Consider the following 20,145-nt stretch of genomic DNA (forward strand, 5'->3'; position numbering starts at 1 on the left):
CTTACTTCACTTCCTCTTTCTTTTTGCTGTAGTCGCGCTTGCGCGGTTTAATCAACGAGACGTCAACGTCTTCATAATGGAACGCCGGACCGTCTGGCGTGTAGCGGGCCATCGTCGTTTTCAGCCATTCTTCGTCGTTGCGCTCCGGAAACTCCGGCTTGTAGTGCGCGCCGCGGCTTTCATTGCGATAGTAAGCGCCAAGCGTAATGACGCGGGCGAGCTGCAGCATGTTGTACAGCTGGCGGATAAACGTCGCTCCTTGGTTGCTCCATCTCGACGTATCGGTGACGCTGATGTTTTTATACCGCTCCATCAGCTCTTGAATTTTCTCATCGGTCTTCAGCAGCCGGTCGTTGTAGCGGACGATCGTCACGTTTGCCGTCATCCATTCACCGAGCTCTTTATGCAGCACGTAGGCGTTTTCCGTGCCGTCCATCGCCAAAATGTTTTCCCACTTTTCTTGCTCCCGTTTCACATAGCTGTCGTATAACGTCGACGGCATCGCATCGGCCGATTTCTCGAGACCGCGGATGTAGCGGACGGCGTTCGGGCCGGCGACCATTCCGCCGTAAATCGCCGACAGAAGCGAGTTTGCCCCGAGGCGGTTCGCGCCGTGAATCGAATAATCGCACTCGCCGGCAGCAAACAACCCTTTGATGTTCGTCATTTGGTCATAGTCGACCCATAAGCCGCCCATCGAGTAGTGAACGGCCGGGAACACCTTCATTGGCACTTTGCGCGGGTCTTCGCCCATGAACTTCTCGTAAATTTCGATAATGCCGCCGAGCTTGACATCCAACTCTTTCGGATCTTTATGTGACAAATCCAAATACACCATGTTTTCGCCGTTGATGCCGAGCTTCAAATCGACGCAGACGTGGAAAATTTCCCGGGCGGCGATGTCGCGCGGCACCAAGTTTCCGTAAGCCGGATATTTTTCCTCAAGGAAGTACCACGGTTTCCCGTCCTTATACGTCCAAATGCGTCCGCCTTCCCCGCGCGCCGATTCGCTCATCAACCGAAGCTTGTCATCGCCTGGGATCGCGGTCGGGTGAATTTGGATGAACTCGCCGTTCGCGTAGTAAACGCCTTGCTGATAGGCGATCGAAGCCGCTGAACCAGTGTTGATGACCGAGTTCGTCGATTTCCCAAAAATGATCCCCGGGCCGCCGGTCGCCAAAATGACGGCATCGGCTGGAAACGCTTTGATTTCCATGGACCGCAAATCTTGTGCGACGATGCCGCGGCAAATTTGCTCGTCATCCAAAACGACGCCTAAAAACTCCCAATGCTCGTACTTCGTGACGAGCCCGGCCACTTCATGGCGGCGCACCTGTTCATCAAGTGCATACAAAATTTGCTGCCCGGTCGTGGCTCCAGCATAGGCGGTCCGGTGATGCTGCGTCCCCCCGAAACGACGGAAATCAAGCAACCCTTCCGGCGTCCGGTTGAACATGACGCCCATCCGATCGAGCATGTAAATGATCCCCGGCGCCGCTTCACACATCGCTTTGACTGGAGGCTGATTCGCCAAGAAGTCCCCGCCATAGACGGTGTCGTCAAAATGCTCCCACGGCGAGTCGCCTTCCCCTTTCGTGTTGACCGCTCCGTTAATGCCGCCTTGGGCACAGACGGAGTGAGAACGCTTTACCGGAACGAGCGAAAACAGTTCGACAGGCACTCCTGCTTCGGCGATTTTAATCGTGGCCATCAAACCGGCCAACCCACCGCCAACAACGATGATTTTCCCTTTTTTCATAGCTACTCACTCCCTAATAGATTGCTGCTTTTGCTTGCATGCCGCACGTTTTGCCTTGCCGGCCCGCCATCGACCAAGCGATCGTTCGGCGAACGGCTAGAGCGCGTTTGTCACGAGCCAACGCAGCAGTTCATCGTCGAATCATTCCTTAGGAATGGAACGCTTGTCTTACGCAAACGCCAAGATGGCGCGAATGCCGACAATGGAAAGCGCGATGAAAATGATCATCGTAATGTACGTAAATACTTGCTGCGAACGAGGGGACACCGTCAACCCCCAGCTGACGCAGAACGACCATAAGCCGTTGGCGAAGTGAAAGACCGTGGACAAGATTCCAACAATATAAAATCCGAGCATAAACGGATTGTCGACAATGTTGGCCATCATGTCGTAGTTCACTTCGGCGCCGAATGCAGCCTGCACCCGCGTTTCATACACATGCCAGACGACAAAAATCAATGTAATGATGCCGGTGATCCGCTGAAGCATGAACATCCAGTTGCGGAAATAGCCGTACTGGCGAGTGTTGAATTTGGCTGTAAACGCGATATAAATGCCGTATACAGCGTGGAACAACAATGGAAGAAAAATAACAAAAATTTCAAGAAAATAGCGGAACGGCAAGTTTTCCATAAACGCCGCCGCCCGGTTAAACGCTTCCGGCCCACGGGTCGCAAAATGGTTGACGACCAAGTGCTGCACTAAAAAGATGCCGACGGGAACAACCCCCAGCAGCGAATGGAGCCGGCGATAGTAAAACTCGCGATTCCCTGCCATTATGTAAACCCCCTTCAATTGAATAAAAAATATGTCCCTCTCGCTCGCCATGCGGAAACGGAAACGTCTTCCATTCCCCTATTCGCTTGTCACATTCATTGTACTCCCACATTGTACAAGCGTCAAGAAAACACTGACACAAAATGTTCAAACATTCTCATAGTTGCGCCACCTTAGGAAAGAGGATGCACTCCGGCAGCAATTCAGCTATAATGGGGAAATGGATAGAAAGAGGGGAAAACGATGAAACAGCCACCATTAGAGGACCAATATCAAATGTTTGGGTCGATTGCGCTTTCCGCCTTCGGGGCTGAGCTGCTTCGCCATTCGCTTCTTCCCGAGCTGCTTGGCAAAGATGCCGCTTCGCTGCTGTACTGGGCCGGCAAACAGCTGGCGCGGCGCTACCCGCTCGGAACGCTCGATGACGTCGCCGTATTTTTTGAACGGGCGGGCTGGGGGAGCTATCAACCGGCGAAGAGCGAAACGACGAACTCTATATCGAGCTGTCGGGCCCCATCATCGCCGCCCGCTTTTCCTTGTACGGCAGCTGCTCGTTCCAGCTTGAGGCGGGATTTCTCGCCCAGCAAATCGAACAACAAAAGCGGTTCGTCACCGAAGCGGTCGAACTGCCGCCAAAGCGGGACGGCAAAGCGCGCATTTTGGTGAAATGGGATCGGAAGCAGGCGATCGAATGACATGCAAAGAACGGGCGTCCGCTCGCAAAACGGGCGTCCGTTCAGCCATTATTCATGCAGTTTTTCATAGATTTTCTCCGCCACCGCCCGTGGAATGTTCGCCCGCTGCAGCTCATCAACGGTCGCCTCTTTCATCTTTTTGACTGATCCGAAATAGTTTAACAGCGCTTTTTTCCGCTTTTCCCCAACGCCGGGAATGTCATCAAGCACGGAATGGAACATCGTTTTCTGCCGCGTCTTTCGGTGAAACATAACGGCAAACCGATGCACTTCATCCTGGATGCGCTGCAATAAATAAAACTCTTGGCTTTGCCGGTCAAGCGGCACGACATCCGGCGGGTCGCCGGCCAAAAGCTCTGATGTGCGATGTTTTTCGTCTTTCGCCAATCCAGCCAGCGGCACATCCAGTCCAAGTTCGTTTTCGAGCACATCCCGCACCGCCGACAAGTGGCCTTTGCCGCCGTCGATGATGATCAAATCGGGAAGCGGCAATCCTTCTTTCAACACGCGCGTATAGCGGCGGCGCACGACTTCGCGCATCGTTTCATAATCGTTCGGCCCCGCGACCGTTTTCACCTTATATTTCCGGTATTCTTTTTTCGCCGGCTTGCCATCGAGGAAAACGACGAGCGCCGAGACCGGATCGGCCCCGTAAATGTTCGAGTTGTCAAACGCCTCGATGCGGCGCGGCGCCGGAATGCCAAGACGCTCTCCGAGACGTTCGACCGCTTTGATCGTCCGTTCTTCGTCCCGCTCGATGAAATAAAATTTTTCTTTCAGAGCAATGGCCGCGTTTTTGCTCGCCAGCTCCACAAGCTCTTTTTTCTTCCCTTTTTTCGGCTGGACGACGGCAACGCCGAGCAATTCGCGGGCGAGCTCGCCGTCAATGTCGGACGGGAGGACGACTTCTTTTGGCTTCAAATGATGCGCTTTCGCATAAAACTGACCCAAAAACGTCAGCATTTCCTCATCCGGGTCTTGGTAAAGCGGGAAGATCGACACGTCGCGCTCAATCAGCTTTCCTTGGCGGAGGAAAAACACTTGCACGCACATCCAGCCTTTGTCGTACGCATAGCCGAATACATCGCGGTCGATGAAGTCGTTGAGCATCATTTTTTGCTTTTCCATCGTCATCTCAATCGCTGCGATTTGATCGCGGTATTCTTTAGCCCGTTCAAACTCGAGCGCTTCCGCCGCCTCGTGCATTTTCTCGGCCAACTCCCGCTTCACGTCTTCATACCCGCCGTTTAAAAAGCGGACGATTTGTTCAACCATCGCCTTATTTTGTTCGTCCGACACCGGGTGGACGCACGGGGCGAGGCATTGGCCCATATGGTAATACAAACAGGCGCGCGAAGGCAGCGTCGAACATTTGCGGAGCGGATATAAGCGGTCGAGCAGCTTTTTCGTTTCGTTCGCCGCCTGCACGTTTGGATACGGGCCGAAATATTTGCCCCCGTCTTTTTTCACTTTGCGGGTGATCAGCAGGCGCGGATGCTTTTCCGCGGTGATTTTAATAAACGGGTAGCTTTTATCATCTTTCAGCATGACGTTGTATTTCGGATCATGCTTTTTGATCAAATTCATCTCCAAAATGAGCGCCTCGGCGTTTGACGAGGTGACGATGTATTCGAAATCGGCGATCTCCTCAACAAGCCGCTGCGTCTTGCCGTCATGCGTCCCGGTGAAATACGAGCGGACGCGCGCTTTCAGCGACTTCGCCTTGCCGACGTAAATGACCGTTCCGTGTTTGTCTTTCATCAAATAGCAACCCGGCTGTTCCGGCAGCACGGCCAGCTTTTCTTTCAGCCGCTCGTTCATTGGCCATCACCTCACTCTCCATCCACCCATTCGTACAGCGTAATCGTCCCATACACCGGATCAGCAAGCAGACTGGAACGATACGTTTTCACTTTGCGCACATGGCGGGAAACATCGATCCCTTGAGCCTCGAACCCTTGGACAACGTGATTGGTCATATATATCGCAGCATGGCGGTAGTTTTCTTTGTCTTGCAAAAAGAAGGAAAAATGGAGCACGTCTTTATGTGGAAAGGGCACGTTCAAATAGTCTAGGACGCGCGTCTCTTCCCACGTATATACCACAAACGGCTGCCATTTGTCACGCAAATCGTCCGCAAGCTGATACACTGCCGGCGGCGTCTTTGCCTGCTCGCGCAGCTGCCCGATGCCGATTGCAGCCTGCAGCAGCACAACCGCCGCCGCCAACACATGCTTCCATGATCGCGGTGCAGCCAATACGCGCCCCCACACGAAAACGAGCGCAATGTGAACGAGCGGAAGGAGATGACGCGGCTTGTCAATGTTTTGTCCGAAAAGCGCCCACAAAGCATATAGCAACGCGGAAACGACAAGCGGGCGCGGCAGCCGAAACGGCCCAGTGCGCCAGGCGATGGCGCCGACCACTGCATAGGCAGCCAGCAGCCAAGCATTTCGGCTGGCCATGCCGGTCCAAAGAAAGTTGTCAAGGACAAAGCGGCGCACCCGCTCCCAAAATGGAAGCGGGCTCGCCGCCGCCGTTCCCCCCAGTCGCTGAAATGACCGACGACAAACGCCCAGCCAAGCTTAAAAAACGGCCAAAGGCCGCCTTCCGTCGCCGCGACCGCCGCCACCCAAACAAATTGAAAGGCGGCCGCCGCCAACAGCGATGCCGCCACGCGGCCGAGGCGGCGGTGCGTTTTCCAGTCTTCATGCCAAAGGATCAACAACGCAGCAGCAAACGGGGCATAAGACAAACGGATGCCCATGAGGATGCTAAACAACGCGGACGGCCAAAGCTGCGCCATCCATGTTGTTCGCCGCCGCGCCCATTCCACCGCCCATATGTACCACCAAAGCACGCCAAGCGCCGCGCCGTCCGACATCGGTCTGGCGGCGGCAAGGAGCACGTAGCTTGAAGAAAGCACCGAAAGCGCCGCCCATAGCGCCGCTGAACGCGGCATATGGCGAGCGAGCAGCCAAACGATGGGAAAGGCGGCGGAAAACAACACGAGCACATTCAAGATCGAAAGCGCTTTGGCCGGATTGGCGACCAGAACGTGCACTGCCATGCCGCCAAGAATCAAATACGGATAGCCCGGGAAATGCGGCTGCATGGCCAATAAATCATAGCGTTCCAGCGCCCGCGCAAAGTCAACTTCGTCCCACGAGGCCGCATACGGGCTCGCCCCATACAAACCGGCGCCGGCCAACAAAGCAGCCATTCCGACACCAAAGCTCATCCAAAAGCGATCGCCCAACCGTTTGTCCACCGTGTTTCCCTCCAAAGAAAACGTACAAGGCGCAGCGTCCTTGTACGTTACATGACGTTTTTGGCTTGTTCCTTCAACGAGGCAACCGCCGGCTTCTCAACCACGGCCTTCTTTTGACCGCGGCGGCTCGCCACCAACAAATACACGACGACGAAGTAGCCGATATAGGCCAACACTTCTTCAAGCGACGGCATTGAAGAATAACCGAACAGCGCTTTTAAAAAGACGCCGACTTCGCCGGAAAAGACAGGGGCGACGCCATGGTCGCGCACGTAATGTTCGTAATCGATCGGATGTTCCGGAAGCAGCCACGTCAAATCGTATACGTGCGGCATGACGCTGCCGATGAGGCCGATGTCCTGCATCATCGAAATGGCTTGCACGAGCAGTCCGGCGGCAATTAGGACGATAAACGCGCCAGTCACTTTAAAGAACGTCTTCAACGGAATGCGCATCGTCCCTTTAAAGAAGAAGTAGCTGACAAAAGCGGCAATGACGACCCCGGTCGCCGCTCCCCAGCCTTGCATCGCCGCGCCGATGTTGCCGTGCGTAATCGCGGCGAAGAAGAAGACCGTTTCCACTCCTTCGCGCAGCACGACCAAAAACGAGTGGATGACCATGCCGGCGACATTGCCGGCGGTGACAAACTGATCCATTTTCCCTTCCACGCTTTTTTTCATGTCCCGACTATGTTCGGCCATCCAGAACACCATTTGCGTCAAGAGCAACGCGGAAATGACCATGATGCCGATTTTCAAATACGTCTCGCTTCCCATTGCCGCAAAACCGGTAAAGACGAGCTGAAACAACATGGCGACGCCGACGCTCGCCGCCACAGCAAGAGCGGCGCCAAGCCATACATATTTCGTGTATTCACGGTGACCGACCCGTTTCAAATACGACGTGATGATGCCGACAATCAGCAGCGCTTCCAGCGCTTCACGAAACGTGATAAGCAGCGCTTGAACTTCCATGCCCCCGCCTCCCATTCAGTTTAGACTAAGCACGCTTCCGGCGACGTGCGTAAATCAAGACAGTCCCGATGATCACCACAGCGATGACGATGAGCGGAATCCAGTTTTTGGCCTCGGACAAATCGGTCCACTCTTTCTTTTGCACTGCATCCGGCTTTTCCGTGGCGCTTTCCGAAAAATGGCCGACTTTTAGGCTTTTGAGGCCAAATTGCTTTTGCAACGCCGATAAAATGGTTTCCTTGCTTTTCTTGAACGTTTCGATGTCTGATTTTTTCTCGCCGACGCCAAACAGCCCCGGGTTGCCAAGCGACTGAAGCGCCTTGTCAAACTCGGTGCGCAGCTGTTTGTCAAGCGCAGGGTCTTTCCCTTGGATGATCGGCGACAGCGCCTCATACGTCGCAAACGCCTTCGCCAACAGCCGCTTGCTCGTGTCGTACTGATCAAAGTTCGCCTCAATATTGTCCAACCGGCGGGCGATATTGAGCACTAAAATGTTTTCCATGTCCTTGATCACCCCCTGGCGGTCCTTCGCTTCGATGGCTGCAAGCACCGCCTTGGACGGCTCAGGCCCCATGTGCATGTCGATTTCTTCTTTTATGGTTCCGAAAATTTCCTTCGCTGCGACAAAGTTCGGCGGCTGCTCGTTCAACTTTTCTTTCATCTCTTTATACGCCTCAGCAACCGCTTCTTTGTTCGGATCTCCATACGAATAGGCGAACGCTTTCAGCGGAATGAGATTGAGAATAATGATCACTGCTATGTAAAAAAAGAAACGGGATGTTTTCACGTTTCTGATCCCCCTCCATCAAGATCAATGATAATCATTATCACCATCATTGTCAATATTGGAAAAATGGCCGGCGGCCCAAGGCGGCCGCCTCACGAACAATGGCGCTCCCGCTCCAAAGAAAGCAGATGCGCTTTTCGGTCAATGACCGCTTTTGTTACCGGGCGGCGCATTTCCTTCCAGATGGCCGGGATGACCGCGGTCATATAGGCGGTGAACTTGATGAACGAACGGCCGGTCGTCCGCACTTGGTAGCGGATCGGCACTTCCTTTAGTCGAAACCCTTTGCGCACTAAGTTGAGCGTCAACACTTGGGCGTAATTGTAATCGTGGATGATTTCCGCCTCTTCCATCGCTTGGCGGGAAAACGCGCGCATGCCGGATTGCCCGTCGTACAGCCGCTGGCCGAGCAGGAGCGACTGCAGCCACGTGAACAAATAATTCCCGAGGCGTCGGTGCCATTTCATGCCGCGAATCGTGCCAAGGAAGCGCGAGCCGATCGTATAGTCGGCCTCACCGGCGAAAATCGGCGCCAAAAGGTCAGGAATTTGTTCCGGCGGATATTCGTTATCGGCATCGATCATCACGCCGATATCCGCGCCAAGACGGACACACTCTTTGAGCCCTCGCCGCACCGCCGCCCCGAGGCCGCGGTTTTCCGGCCAGCGGCAAATGTAATCGGCTCCCGCTTCTTGCGCCGCTTCAGCAGTCCGGTCGGTCGACCCGTCATCAATGACCAAGACGCTGACCTCTACATCGGGATGGAAATGACGCGGAATGCGGCGAATCACGTCCCCAATCGCCCCTTCCTCATTGTGCGCCGGCAAAAAAACGATGACGTGCTGCTTCTTCATCACTCTCCTCCTTCCGCATCGCTTCGATCAAAACAGGGCCGCGGCTATGGCTTGGATACGGCGCGCCAAGCAAATAGGCGATCGTCGGCGCCAGCGAGACGAGGCTTCTTTTCTCATCAACCCGTTTCCCTGCCTCAATCGCCGGACCGTACATGAAAAACGGCACATACCGCTCCCCTTCATCGAGATGGCCGTGGCCGCCGATGCCATCCGCTTGGCCATGGTCGGCGCAGACGATCAGCGTCGCGCGCTCAAGCTCGCCTCGCTCCTCAAGCCAGGCGACAAACTCGGCGATCAGCGCATCGGCTTCTTCAATTTTTTCAATATACTCGTCATACAGCACCCCGCGGCTATGGCCGGTCTGGTCGGTGGCGATCAGCTGCACGATAAGCAAGCCTGGATCTTGTTCTTCAACAATTCGTTTCGCCCGCTCGATAATATAGCGGTCGGCGAGGTCGTTCGGCATGACGGCTGTCACCGTTTCGACATCATCTCCAAACGAATCGACCAAATGGGCGATGCCAAGCAAGCGGCCTGTTTTCCCTACTTTGCGGAGCGAGTCAAAGATCGTTTCCACTTTCGCTCCGAGCTTCCATACCATATTCGAGCGAATCCCGTGCTCAAACGGATACGTGCCCGTCAACATCGATGTAAAGCAAACGACCGTACGCGCCGGGTACACGGTCTCCATTTGCGCAAATTCCGTCCCTTGCGCGCGCAGCCGTTTCAAAAACGGGGCGTTGGCCGCTTCAAACCGGTCTTTGCGCATCCCATCAATCACGATGACATACACTTTGTCACTGATCGGCACGGTTGGACTCGGCACATTGTTCGTATAAGTCGGAATGATCTCGGGCTGCCAGTCGAACAAATTCCGATGCAAAATCCATGAAAACAGCCACACCAAAGCAGCAAACAGCCAAAGCGCCCCACACAGCGGCGCCAAATCCGCCCCTCGTTCCACTTGGATCGACGCATATTCCCAAACAGATAAAAGGAGAAAGACTTTCGGCAGCTGCTCTTGAGCGTTGCCGCTCGTCGAATCGCTGTTTTTCAGCACGAGCTTCCAAAAGCGGGTGAAATTCCACCATGACGTGCCGATGCGCAAATGGTAATAGAGCGTTCCCCAAAAAAAGACGGTAAAGAAAAAGTAAAGCCCCGACGCCAACAGCAGCAGCGCCGCATCAGCAAACGACCAAACGATGAGAAACACAACGTAAGGAATCCATAAATAATTGCGCAAAAACAGCGGATAATCATAGACATAGTAGATGACAAACAGCGGCAGCGCCGCCGCCAGACCAAGCATCCATCCCCATGAGCCGCCCATCCAATCAGCGGCATGGTAGATCGTCATCGTTCCCGCGACAAAAATCGGCGTAAACGGCTTTCCTTCATTCAGCAAATTCCAGCAGCGCGCCGCCATTTTTTCGAATCGTGACGCTTCTTTCATCGCCTCTCCCTTTCCTTTCTCCGTACGCTCCGCACCGCTTGCCAGTCGGACCGCCAAAGCAACAATACCATGGCCCCGGCGGCGTAAGAAAACAAAAACTTAAACGCATGGGTCAACACTGCCGCCGCATACGCTTTCTCCCATGGTGCGCCGAGCCGGGTCAACGCAAACGCCATCACCGCCTCATACGTTCCGATCCCGCCGGGGGCGACTTGGGCGATCTGGCCGGAAACAGCCGCGCTGTTTGCCCACACCGCCTGTCCAAAGGAAAGCGGGATGCCGACTGCTTTCGCGATCACGCCAATGACGACCGCTTCACACAACCAGCTCGCCGCCACGGCCGCAGCGATCCCCAGACCGCGGCGGCCCTGCAACACCGTCCGCCATCGGCGCCATAACCGTTCGAGGCGGAGCGGACGGTGAAACACGATTGCGGTCAGCCCGAACCCAGCCGCAACGGCCGCTGTCAAGAGCGGAAGGCGGGGAATGTAATGCATGTACGCATACATCCCAATGACAGTCAATCCGCCCAGCACCGCCATGTCCAATAACCGCATGACCGCAACCGACTCGATCGCCTCAGCGGCGGAAACACCCGGCTGGCGGGCAAGCACAGCGACGCGGGCGGCATCGCCCATTTTGACGGGGACGAGATGATTGATCAACAAGCTGAGCAACACCCCACGCCAATAGACGGCAAAGGCGATCGGTTTCCCGACATATTGCTTCCATGCCCATGCCCGCAGCCAAAAGGACGCGCCATACACGAAAACGGCGGCAGCCATATCCGCCGGATGGCGGGCCAGCCCGGCGAGATGCCGAAGCAACGCACGGCCGTCAAAATAGCGATACGTCATCCAACCAAACAGAACAACCATGGCCGCTCCGGCAACCTGGAGCCCCGCCTTGGCCGCCCTACCGCTCATGTTCGCGCGCCCACGCCACCGTGCGGGCGAGCCCTTCGGCAAACGGCACGTTCGGCCGGTAACCAAACGCCTTTTCCGCCTTCGTAATGTCCGCCCATGTCGCTTTCACATCGCCTTTCCGCTCCGGCGCGTGCACGATTTTCATATCGGAAAAGTGCTTCCGCAACTCAGCGAGCAGCTGCTCCATGGTGACGGGCGCCCCGGCGCCCAAGTTGAACACTTCGCTTCGCCCGCCGCTGCGGTGAAGCGCCGCGGCCATGCCGGCGACAATATCATCGATGTACGTATAATCGCGCGCCGTCCCCTTGCCATACACGACAATCTCCTCGCCCACCAACAATCGGCGCAAAAACGTGCCGATCGCCATATCCGGACGCCCCCACGGCCCGTAAACGGTGAAATAGCGGAACATCGTCATTTGGTAGCCATACAAATGGGCATAGGCATGACAAAACGATTCCGCTCCGTATTTCGCGGCCGCATACGGCGACACGACGCGGCCATCAGCCATTTCTTCTTTCAGCGGCACGTTGCCGCGGTCGCCATAGACGGATGACGACGAAGCAAACAGCACATGGCTGACTCCCGCTTCCCCCGCCGCCGCCAATACGTTCACCGTCGCTTTAATGTCATAGTCAATATAGGCGAGCGGCTGTTCAAGCGAATGCGGCACGCCCGGCAGCGCCGCCAAATGATAGACGACATCCGGGCGGCATTGGGCAAACCAGCGCATCGTTTGTTCCCGGTCGAGCAAATCGAAGCGGGCAAGCGGCACCCGCCCGCCGGTGAGCGCCTGAAACTGCCGCTCTTTCCGCTCAGCCGAATAGTACGGATGAAAGCAGTCGACGGCTATTACGTCATATCCTTGCTCGCTGAGATGGGCCGCGAGGTGGCTGCCGATAAACCCCGCTCCCCCTGTCACCACTACTTTCACAGTCGTCACCCCATTATCAAATTCACTGTCCATTAAGCATCTTACCATAGCGGCCGGCGAAAGTCGCGGATTGCAGGCAAAAGCGAAAAGCATCCGCCAAAGCGCATTCTCAGCCGCGACAAGCCGAAGGGGCGTTTGTGAAAAAAAGGGCGTCCTTGGGGACACCCTCCTTCATCATTATTTCGCCTTTTCCACTACTTGCTGCAGCGCAGCTTCAATTTGCGGCAGCCATTTGTCAGCTTCGGCTTTGTTTTTCGCCTTTGCTGCTTCCAAGTAGCGCGCCGCCTGATCGTTCAACGTGCTGTACGCCTTGTCGCCGAGCAGCGTTTTGATATCATTTTCGATCATGTTAATAAAGAGCGCGCCTTCTAAGGCGGTGATCACCGACTTGTCTTGCCCCCAATTTTCTTTGCTTTCTTCATATTCGTGAAGCGCCACTTTCGCCCACCCGCGCACGAACGCGTGGTTTACTGCTTTCGGGTCGAGTGTTTTGACGTCCGTCTGCAAATCGAACTGTTTCAAAATATAATCGGCTTCCTCGGCCGCATGCCGTTTCATATACGGATAGACGGACTGATAAAACGCCCAGCCTTCCGCCTGTTCCACTTTCGCTTCTTCGGCATTTTCTTTCGCCGCGGCCGCCGCCTTCGCCGCATAGCCGTGCGGCAGCGCTCCGCTCGCCAGGTAGAACGTTTTCATCAGCGTTTTATCGATGACTTGTTTTCCGAGGGCGAATGAGAGCGCATCATCGCTTTGCACCGCTTGCTCCATTTGCGCGAACGCGCCGCTAATGGCATCTACGAGTTTTGTGCCATACGCTGCATCGCGCTTTTCCACGGTCGACTGCAAAATCGCATAAAATGCTTTCGCTTCCTCAAGCTCTTCCTTCACTTCTTCCTTATTGGCCCAATGTTCTTCCGCTTCGGTAAACTCATGTTTGATCGTCGTGTAAAACACTTTTTGCATCAGCTTATCGAAAATTTGCTTGACGACCAGCGGCTCAAGCGACCCGTCTTTGCCGGCCGTCAACGCGGTGGTAATATGCTGGTCAAGCGTATCTTCGAATTCCGCGTCGCGTTTTTGCACAAGCGGCTGCAGCTTTTCTTTGTAGATGCTCTCCACTTTGCCGAAGTCGACCGTCCCGCCTTGCTTCGCTTTCTCAAGCTCGGCAAGCGCTTCGCTGAAGGCGGCGGCATAATCGACTTCCGTTTCTTCTTTCTCATTCTCCGCCTTCTCTTCCTCTTTCGGCTTTTCTTGTTTTTCCACAGCCGTTTGGTTGTTGCTTTCTTTTTCTGTTCCCGCTGTCTGCTTGCTCTGGCCGCACGCACCAAGCGCCAGCGCCGCGGCGGCGAACACGGCGAGCCACTTCCATTTCCATGACATGATCGATCCCCCATATGACCATTAAAAATGATAATCAATATCACACAAGCACGATTATAAAAGAACATGAATTTCAAAGTCAATCAAAAATAAAAAAGGATGGATGCTCTTTTGCAGCGCATCCCCCTTTTTTAGAACCGATCACACCTTAATCACATTTGGAAAAAACTCGTGACCCACTACCTCGCCGCGAATGGAAGAAGAAGGAACACCCAATGACAACAACGGGAATAACAATTCCGCCACGCGATACGCCTCTTCCAAATGCGGATAACCTGATAAAATGAAGTAACGGATGCCGATTTGCTCGTATTCACGGAGACGTTCAGCCACTGTTTCCGGATCACCGACAAGCGCGGTGCCCGCGCCGCCGCGAACGAGCCCAATCCCCGCCCAAAGGTTTGGGCTGATCTCCAACGACTCTTTCCTCCCCCTGTGCAGCTCGCGCATCCGTTGCTGCCCGACAGAGTCATAACGGGAAAACACCCGCTGCGCCTCTTCAATCGTCCGGTCATCTACATACTGAATCAATCGCTCTGCCGCTTCCCACGCTTCTTTTTCTGTTTCGCGAACAATGATGTGGAGACGAATGCCAAATTCGATTTCTCTCCCTTCTTGGCGAGCGAGTTCCCTTACCCGTTCTATTTTTTCTTTCACCTGTCTAGGCGGCTCCCCCCAAGTCAAGTAGACGTCCGCATGGCGGGCGGCAACCTGTTGGCCGGCATCCGACGATCCGCCGAAAAAGAGGCGCGGATACGGTTTTTGCACAGCCGGGAACAACAATTTCGCCCCTTTGACTGACACGTGCTTTCCTGCAAACGTCACTTCTTCTCCTTCCAGCAATCGGCGCCAAATCGTCAAAAACTCGTCCGTCGCTTCATACCGTTCGTCATGCGACAAAAACAGCCCATCCCCCGCCAACTCAACGGGGTCGCCGCCGGTGACGACATTCACAAGCAGCCGGCCATCGGAAATGCGATCGAACGTGGAGGCCATGCGCGCCGCCAATGTTGGCGTCATCAATCCTGGGCGAACAGCGACAAGAAAACGCAATCGCCTCGTTTCCGCTGCCAGCGCTGCCGCCAACAGCCATGGATCTTCGCACGATTTCCCCGTTGGAATGAGCACCCCTTCGTATCCCAATCGATCAGCCGCTTGGGCCACTTGTTTGAAATAGCTGTATTCCGGCGAGCGGCCGCCTTTTGCCGTCCCTAAATACCGTCCGTCGCCATGAGAAGGAATAAACCAAAGGACTTTCATATTGTTTTCCTCCTTATCTCATGATCGTTTTTTCAGAGCCATGGGAAATGGAATGAATCACCTCTTCCATCCTCGACAACAAGTCGTCCGAAAACACGAGGCGGCCTTCGTCATCATGCCCCAATGTCCAATCCAAAATAAAGACGCCATGCAAGATTTCCCGCGCTCCCAAAATGGAGAAAATGGGTTTGAGCGCGTATTCGAGAGCCAACAGATGAGCAATGGTCCCCCCGTAACAATCGGCACAACTAGCTTCCCAGCAAACGCCTTTTCCGGCAGCAAATCCAAATACGCTTTTAAAATGCCGGTGTAACTTCCCTTATACACTGGACTTAGTACAACCACCACTCGTGACTGGCGGATCCAATCATGTGTTTTCACAATCGAATCGCTTGATGAATGCGCATAAAGCAAATCTTCCGCCGGCAAATCGCGCAATCGGATGAAATATACCGTATGGCCGATCCGTTGCAATTGCTCGCTCACCCATTCGGCCACTCGATTCGTTTTCGAGGCGCGCGACGGACTTCCAGAAATAATGGCCACCGTTGTCATTTGTTTTCCCCCACATTCTTTTATGCCCCGCTGTCCTTAACATCCCCTTGAAAGAGCGTTGTTCAAGGGGAATTCGGCTTTTCACAATGCCCTATCATTTTTAGTGGAACAGCTTGTATTGATGAAGTGTGAATGTTACAGGATTTCCTTATTGTCCCTTTATGACGACCACAGCGTCTTCCACTTTGACCCGTTTTGGAATCACCCCGGCCTCATAAAAACGATCCGCAATGCGTTGCTGGGCGTCGACCACCTCCTTCGTCAGCGGAAACACCCCATATCCTCTTCGGCTCAACGTCCGTTTCCAAATCTCTTCGCCAATTTTCGTTTCTTTAGCCAATAGTTTGGCGGCTTCATCGGGAGAGGAGTGGATTTCTTGATGAACTTTATTCAGTTGTGCAATGACCGTCTTCGCTACATCTGCATACTGCTTCACATACCCATTCCGTCCTACAATAAATCCATATTGTTTGGGAAGTCCTTTCGCATCCATCAAAATGCGCGCACCGCCGTTCACTTCGGCATCAGCCAAGAACGGATCCCAAATGACCCACGCATCGACGCTTCCTTGCTCAAAAGCAGCGCGCGCGTCTGCGGGAGGCAAATAAACGGGCTGGATGTCAGAAAGTTTCAATCCTGCTTTTTCCAACGCCTGGACAAGCAAATAGTGAACGTTCGATCCTTTGTTCAACGCCACTTTTTTCCCTTTCAAGTCCGCGATCGTGCGAATTGGCGAATTTTTGGGGACTAAAATCGCTTCAGCAGCCGGATTCGGCGGCGTGGTCGCCACGTATAAAAGCGGTGTTCCAGCTGCTTGGGCAAATACAGGCGGCGCTTCACCTGTATGGCCAAAATCCAAGCTGCCCGCGTTCATCGCCTCAAGCAGTTGGGGCCCACCGGGAAACAGCGACCATTGCACCGTATACCCCAACTTTTTCAATCGTTTTTCCAAATTCCCGCGCGCTTTTAGCATATTGAGCGTGCCATATTTTTGATAGCCGATGCGAATGACCTCGCTTGCTTCCCCTTTTTGCGACGAAGCAGATCCTTTGTCTTCCTTCCCGCTATGTGCGTCGCATCCGGAGCCCATCCATAACAAAAAGACGATGGCCAGCATCCATAGTGCTTTCTTCTGTTTTAACCATTGATCCATCATTGTCCCTCCTCGTTTTCCTCATCTAATTCGCAACGGAATAAAGCGAAGCGGCATCACCCCCCAAAAATAAACTATAACTATAGAAAAACTATGAATAAAAAATGTATAATTCCTATATAACCGATATGAATTATTGGTTATTAATATAAAGAAAATGCTTCCTGTTGTCAATCATTTTTTGAGGCCATCAAAAAAAATCCAGAGGTCCCTCCCTCTGGATTTTTGGTCATCGACATTACGCATGCTTGCTCACAAACTCCACAAGCGCCTCTTTCGGCTGATAGCCGATCGCTTTGTCGACAAGTTGGCCATCTTTGAACAGAAGCAGCGTCGGGATGCTCATGACGCCGAACTTCGACGCTGTTTCTTGGTTTTCATCGACATTCACTTTGACGATTTTCACTTTGTCGCCCATTTCGCGGTCAAGCTCTTCCAGCACCGGAGCGATCATGCGGCACGGTCCGCACCATGGCGCCCAAAAGTCAACGAGCGTGAGGCCGTCTTTCGTCTCTGCGGCGAACGTTTGGTCAGTGGCGTTGACAATCGCCATATGGATTCCCTCCCATCTTCTTGAATGCTGCAAGCAAAGTATACCATGGAATGCAAGTCTGCGCGAATGTTTTGCTTCGTTTCTACTATTCGCTTTTGCCGCGGAATTTATCCGTCAAAAAACGGGCGGATCAAGCCGCCCGTGTTGTTCATTACGAATGCACTTTCAGTTTTTTGAACTCTTCGGTGAGGAGCGGAACGACTTCGAACAAATCGCCGACAATGCCGTAGTCCGCGACTTTAAAGATGTTGGCTTCCGGGTCTTTGTTAATGGCGACGATGACTTTCGAGTTGGACATCCCCGCTAAATGCTGGATGGCGCCTGAGATGCCGCAGGCGATGTACAGATCCGGCGTGACGACTTTCCCCGTTTGCCCGATTTGCAGCGAATAGTCGCAGTATCCGGCATCGCACGCTCCGCGCGAGGCGCCGACCGCGCCGCCCAACACTTCGGCGAGCTCTTGGAGCGGCTTGAAGCCTTCGGCGCTTTTGACGCCGCGGCCGCCGGCGACGATCACTTTCGCCTCCGTCAAGTCGACGCCTTCCGCCGTTTTGCGGACGACTTCTTTGACAATCGCGCGCAAGTCTTTAATCTCGACGGCGAGCGCTTCCACGCTGCCTGTGCGCGACTCGTCGCGCTCAAGCGGCGCGATGTTGTTCGGACGCACGGTCGCGAAGATGATGCCATCGGTGACAATTTTCTTTTCAAACGCCTTGCCGGAGTAGATCGGACGGGTAAAGACGATGTTGCCGCCTGCCTCTTCAACGGCGATGACGTCGGAAACGAGGCCGGCGTCGAGCTTGATGGCCAATTTCGGCGACAAGTCTTTGCCGAGCGCCGTATGGCCGAAGACGATGCCTTCCGGCTGCTCTTTGTCAATCACGGCTTTTAACGCTTGCGAATAGCCATCTGATGTATAAAATTTCAAATTCGGATGTTCGATGACGACGACGCGGTCGGCACCGCGGTAAATGAGTTCGTTCGCATGCGCCTGCACTTGGTCGCCGACGAGCACCGAGACGACTTCCCCGCCTTCGGCGATCGTTTTGGCCGCTGCAATGGCTTCAAACGAAACGTTCCGCAGCGATCCATCCCGCACTTCTGCTAAGGTCAATACTTTACGTGCCATGTTTCAGTCCCCCTATCCTTTGATTCCCCGTTGTGCTTCATCCGAACGCCGACAGCGGTTTCCGCTTATACCACTTTCGCTTCGGAGCGGAGCAGCTGAACGAGTTCCTTCACTTGATCAGCGATCTCGCCTTGCAAAATTTTGCCCGCTTCGCGCTTCGGCGGCAAGAACACTTCGATCGTTTTCGTTTTTGCTTCGACATCCTCTTCATCAAGATCCAGGTCGTCAAGCTCCAACTCGTCAAGCGGCTTTTTCTTCGCCTTCATAATGCCCGGCAGCGACGGATAGCGCGGTTCATTCAGCCCTTGTTGAGCGGTGACAAGGAGCGGCAGCGACGTTTCGATGATTTCCTCATCCCCCTCGACGTCGCGCACAACGGTCACTTTGCCGCCGTCGGCAATGTCCAGCTTCGTGATCGTCGTCACATACGGAATGCCGAGCAATTCCGCAACGCGTGGGCCGACTTGCCCGGAACCACCGTCAATAGCGACGTTGCCGGCTAAAATCAAGTCCGGGTTTTTGTCTTTTAAGTATTCAGCGAGCACTTTCGCCGTCGTATATTGGTCTTGTTCTTCGACATCATCGTCAATGTTGATGAGCACCGCTTTATCGCAGCCCATGGCGAGCGCCGTGCGCAGCTCTTTTTCCGCTTCCTCGCTGCCGACGGTGACGACCGTCACTTCACCGCCGTGTTTGTCGCGGACTTGAATGGCTTCTTCAATGGCGTATTCGTCGTACGGGTTGATGATGAATTCAGCGCCTTCCTCGTTGATCTTGCCATTGACGATGGAGATTTTTTCTTCCGTGTCAAACGTGCGTTTCATCAACACAAAAATGTTCATGTCGTTCCCTCCTCGGTTTGATTGAACATTGTTTCATGTTCCAACATTCAGATATTGACAAAGATTATTTCCCTTTAAAGACAGGCGGCCGTTTTTCCAAAAACGCCTGCACGCCTTCTTTTGCATCCTCGGATCCAAACACGCGGCCAAACCATTCCGCTTCCTCGCGCACGGCCTCGGCAAACGATTTTTCTTTCGCGGCGTTGAGCAGCTCGATCGTTGCCCGAACGGAAAGCGGGCTTTTGGCGGCGATCTTTTTCGCCAGCGCCTTCGCCTCGTCAAGAAGCCGCTCTTCCGGCACCGCCTTGTTGGCAAGCCCCCATTCAACCGCTTCGAGTCCGGTGATCGGCTCGCTCGTCCACATCATTTCCGCCGCTTTGCCAAAGCCGACGTAGCGCACAAGCCGCTGCGTGCCAGCAAATCCAGGGATGATGCCAAGCTGCAACTCCGGAAGGCCGAGTTTGGCGTTTTCCGCCACCACGCGAATGTGGCAGCTCATAGCCAGCTCCAACCCACCGCCTAATGCGGCGCCGTAAATCGCCGCAATGACTGGTTTGGAAAAGCGTTCGATCCGCTCCATCACGAGTTGGCCGTTGCGCGACAAGCCGGATGCCTCCTCAGCGGAAGCGATGGACGTGAATTCTTTAATATCGGCGCCGGCTGAGAAAAATCTTCCTTCGCCATGAAGCAGCACGACGCGTACGTCCGGATCGGTCTCGAGCTCGTCCAACACGGTTGAAAGCTCTTTCAAAACCGCTGATGAAAGGGCGTTCGCCGGCGGCCGCGAAAACGTCACGACAGCGACGAACTCCTCTTTCGCCAAACGAAAAAAGTCCATGA

At 54.3% G+C, this 20,145-nt stretch carries 16 protein-coding genes and 3 pseudogenes; 1 reads left to right on the forward strand and 18 read right to left on the reverse strand.

The window, feature by feature from the left end; all coding sequences use genetic code 11:
- Nucleotide 1 precedes the first annotated feature (1 nt).
- Together sdhA and A0V43_RS11235 are read right to left on the reverse strand one after the other, a co-directional pair.
- Complete coding sequence (gene sdhA / locus A0V43_RS11230; RefSeq protein WP_015375539.1) at nt 2–1,759, reverse strand: succinate dehydrogenase flavoprotein subunit; 1,758 nt, start codon at nt 1,757–1,759, stop codon at nt 2–4.
- A 168-nt stretch (nt 1,760–1,927) separates the two neighbouring features.
- Nucleotides 1,928–2,536, reverse strand: coding sequence for a succinate dehydrogenase cytochrome b558 subunit (locus A0V43_RS11235; RefSeq protein WP_011232147.1), 609 nt, complete (start codon nt 2,534–2,536; stop codon nt 1,928–1,930).
- Nucleotides 2,537–2,779: 243 nt separating this feature from the next.
- Here A0V43_RS11235 and A0V43_RS11240 point away from each other — a divergent pair.
- Nucleotides 2,780–3,231 (forward strand): annotated as a pseudogene (locus A0V43_RS11240) (YslB family protein).
- A 48-nt stretch (nt 3,232–3,279) separates the two neighbouring features.
- Here the strand turns inward: A0V43_RS11240 and uvrC are convergent.
- The 16 genes and pseudogenes from uvrC to A0V43_RS11320 form a co-directional block, all read right to left on the reverse strand.
- The gene (gene uvrC, locus A0V43_RS11245) at nt 3,280–5,052 is read right to left on the reverse strand and encodes an excinuclease ABC subunit UvrC (protein WP_020755563.1); all 1,773 of its coding nucleotides are present in this window, start codon (nt 5,050–5,052) and stop codon (nt 3,280–3,282) included.
- An 11-nt stretch (nt 5,053–5,063) separates the two neighbouring features.
- Nucleotides 5,064–6,502, reverse strand: a pseudogene (locus A0V43_RS11250) (nucleoporin-interacting protein).
- Between the two features lie 47 nt (nt 6,503–6,549).
- Nucleotides 6,550–7,476 carry an FTR1 family iron permease gene (locus tag A0V43_RS11255; RefSeq protein ID WP_063193099.1) on the reverse strand — a complete coding sequence of 309 codons (927 nt, stop codon included), beginning with the start codon at nt 7,474–7,476 and terminating at the stop codon, nt 6,550–6,552.
- A 25-nt stretch (nt 7,477–7,501) separates the two neighbouring features.
- Nucleotides 7,502–8,263, reverse strand: a complete 762-nt coding sequence (locus A0V43_RS11260; protein WP_063193100.1) for a hypothetical protein — start codon at nt 8,261–8,263, stop codon at nt 7,502–7,504.
- 92 nt (nt 8,264–8,355) lie between these two features.
- On the reverse strand, nt 8,356–9,117 hold the full coding sequence (locus A0V43_RS11265; RefSeq protein WP_033025950.1) for a glycosyltransferase family 2 protein: 762 nt from the start codon (nt 9,115–9,117) through the stop codon (nt 8,356–8,358).
- Nucleotides 9,074–10,570 carry an alkaline phosphatase family protein gene (locus A0V43_RS11270; protein WP_033025951.1) on the reverse strand — a complete coding sequence of 499 codons (1,497 nt, stop codon included), beginning with the start codon at nt 10,568–10,570 and terminating at the stop codon, nt 9,074–9,076. Before A0V43_RS11270 ends, A0V43_RS11265 begins: the two co-directional genes overlap by 44 nt.
- Nucleotides 10,567–11,496 (reverse strand): lysylphosphatidylglycerol synthase transmembrane domain-containing protein, encoded by a 930-nt coding sequence (locus A0V43_RS11275; protein ID WP_063193101.1) that lies wholly within the window; start codon nt 11,494–11,496, stop codon nt 10,567–10,569. The genes A0V43_RS11270 and A0V43_RS11275 overlap by 4 nt, the downstream gene beginning before the upstream one ends.
- Nucleotides 11,486–12,430: an NAD-dependent epimerase/dehydratase family protein gene (locus A0V43_RS11280; protein WP_033025954.1), complete on the reverse strand. Its 945-nt coding sequence runs from the start codon at nt 12,428–12,430 to the stop codon at nt 11,486–11,488. Before A0V43_RS11280 ends, A0V43_RS11275 begins: the two co-directional genes overlap by 11 nt.
- A gap of 177 nt (nt 12,431–12,607) precedes the next feature.
- Nucleotides 12,608–13,813, reverse strand: coding sequence for a hypothetical protein (locus A0V43_RS11285; protein WP_063193102.1), 1,206 nt, complete (start codon nt 13,811–13,813; stop codon nt 12,608–12,610).
- 141 nt (nt 13,814–13,954) lie between these two features.
- Nucleotides 13,955–15,073, reverse strand: a complete 1,119-nt coding sequence (gene ssuD, locus A0V43_RS11290; protein ID WP_063193103.1) for an FMNH2-dependent alkanesulfonate monooxygenase — start codon at nt 15,071–15,073, stop codon at nt 13,955–13,957.
- Nucleotides 15,074–15,086: 13 nt separating this feature from the next.
- A pseudogene (ssuE, locus tag A0V43_RS11295) lies at nt 15,087–15,628 on the reverse strand (NADPH-dependent FMN reductase).
- 148 nt (nt 15,629–15,776) lie between these two features.
- Complete coding sequence (locus tag A0V43_RS11300) at nt 15,777–16,784, reverse strand: sulfonate ABC transporter substrate-binding protein (RefSeq protein WP_081823191.1); 1,008 nt, start codon at nt 16,782–16,784, stop codon at nt 15,777–15,779.
- Between the two features lie 235 nt (nt 16,785–17,019).
- Nucleotides 17,020–17,334 carry a thioredoxin gene (gene trxA / locus A0V43_RS11305; protein ID WP_015375556.1) on the reverse strand — a complete coding sequence of 105 codons (315 nt, stop codon included), beginning with the start codon at nt 17,332–17,334 and terminating at the stop codon, nt 17,020–17,022.
- 151 nt (nt 17,335–17,485) lie between these two features.
- The gene (locus A0V43_RS11310; RefSeq protein WP_013144556.1) at nt 17,486–18,463 is read right to left on the reverse strand and encodes an electron transfer flavoprotein subunit alpha/FixB family protein; all 978 of its coding nucleotides are present in this window, start codon (nt 18,461–18,463) and stop codon (nt 17,486–17,488) included.
- Between the two features lie 65 nt (nt 18,464–18,528).
- Complete coding sequence (locus A0V43_RS11315; protein ID WP_013144555.1) at nt 18,529–19,305, reverse strand: electron transfer flavoprotein subunit beta/FixA family protein; 777 nt, start codon at nt 19,303–19,305, stop codon at nt 18,529–18,531.
- 64 nt (nt 19,306–19,369) lie between these two features.
- On the reverse strand, nt 19,370–20,143 hold the full coding sequence (locus A0V43_RS11320; RefSeq protein WP_063193104.1) for an enoyl-CoA hydratase: 774 nt from the start codon (nt 20,141–20,143) through the stop codon (nt 19,370–19,372).
- Nucleotides 20,144–20,145: the final 2 nt, after the last annotated feature.

The sequence above is a fragment of the Geobacillus sp. JS12 genome (assembly GCF_001592395.1).
Lineage (GTDB): Bacteria > Bacillota > Bacilli > Bacillales > Anoxybacillaceae > Geobacillus > Geobacillus zalihae.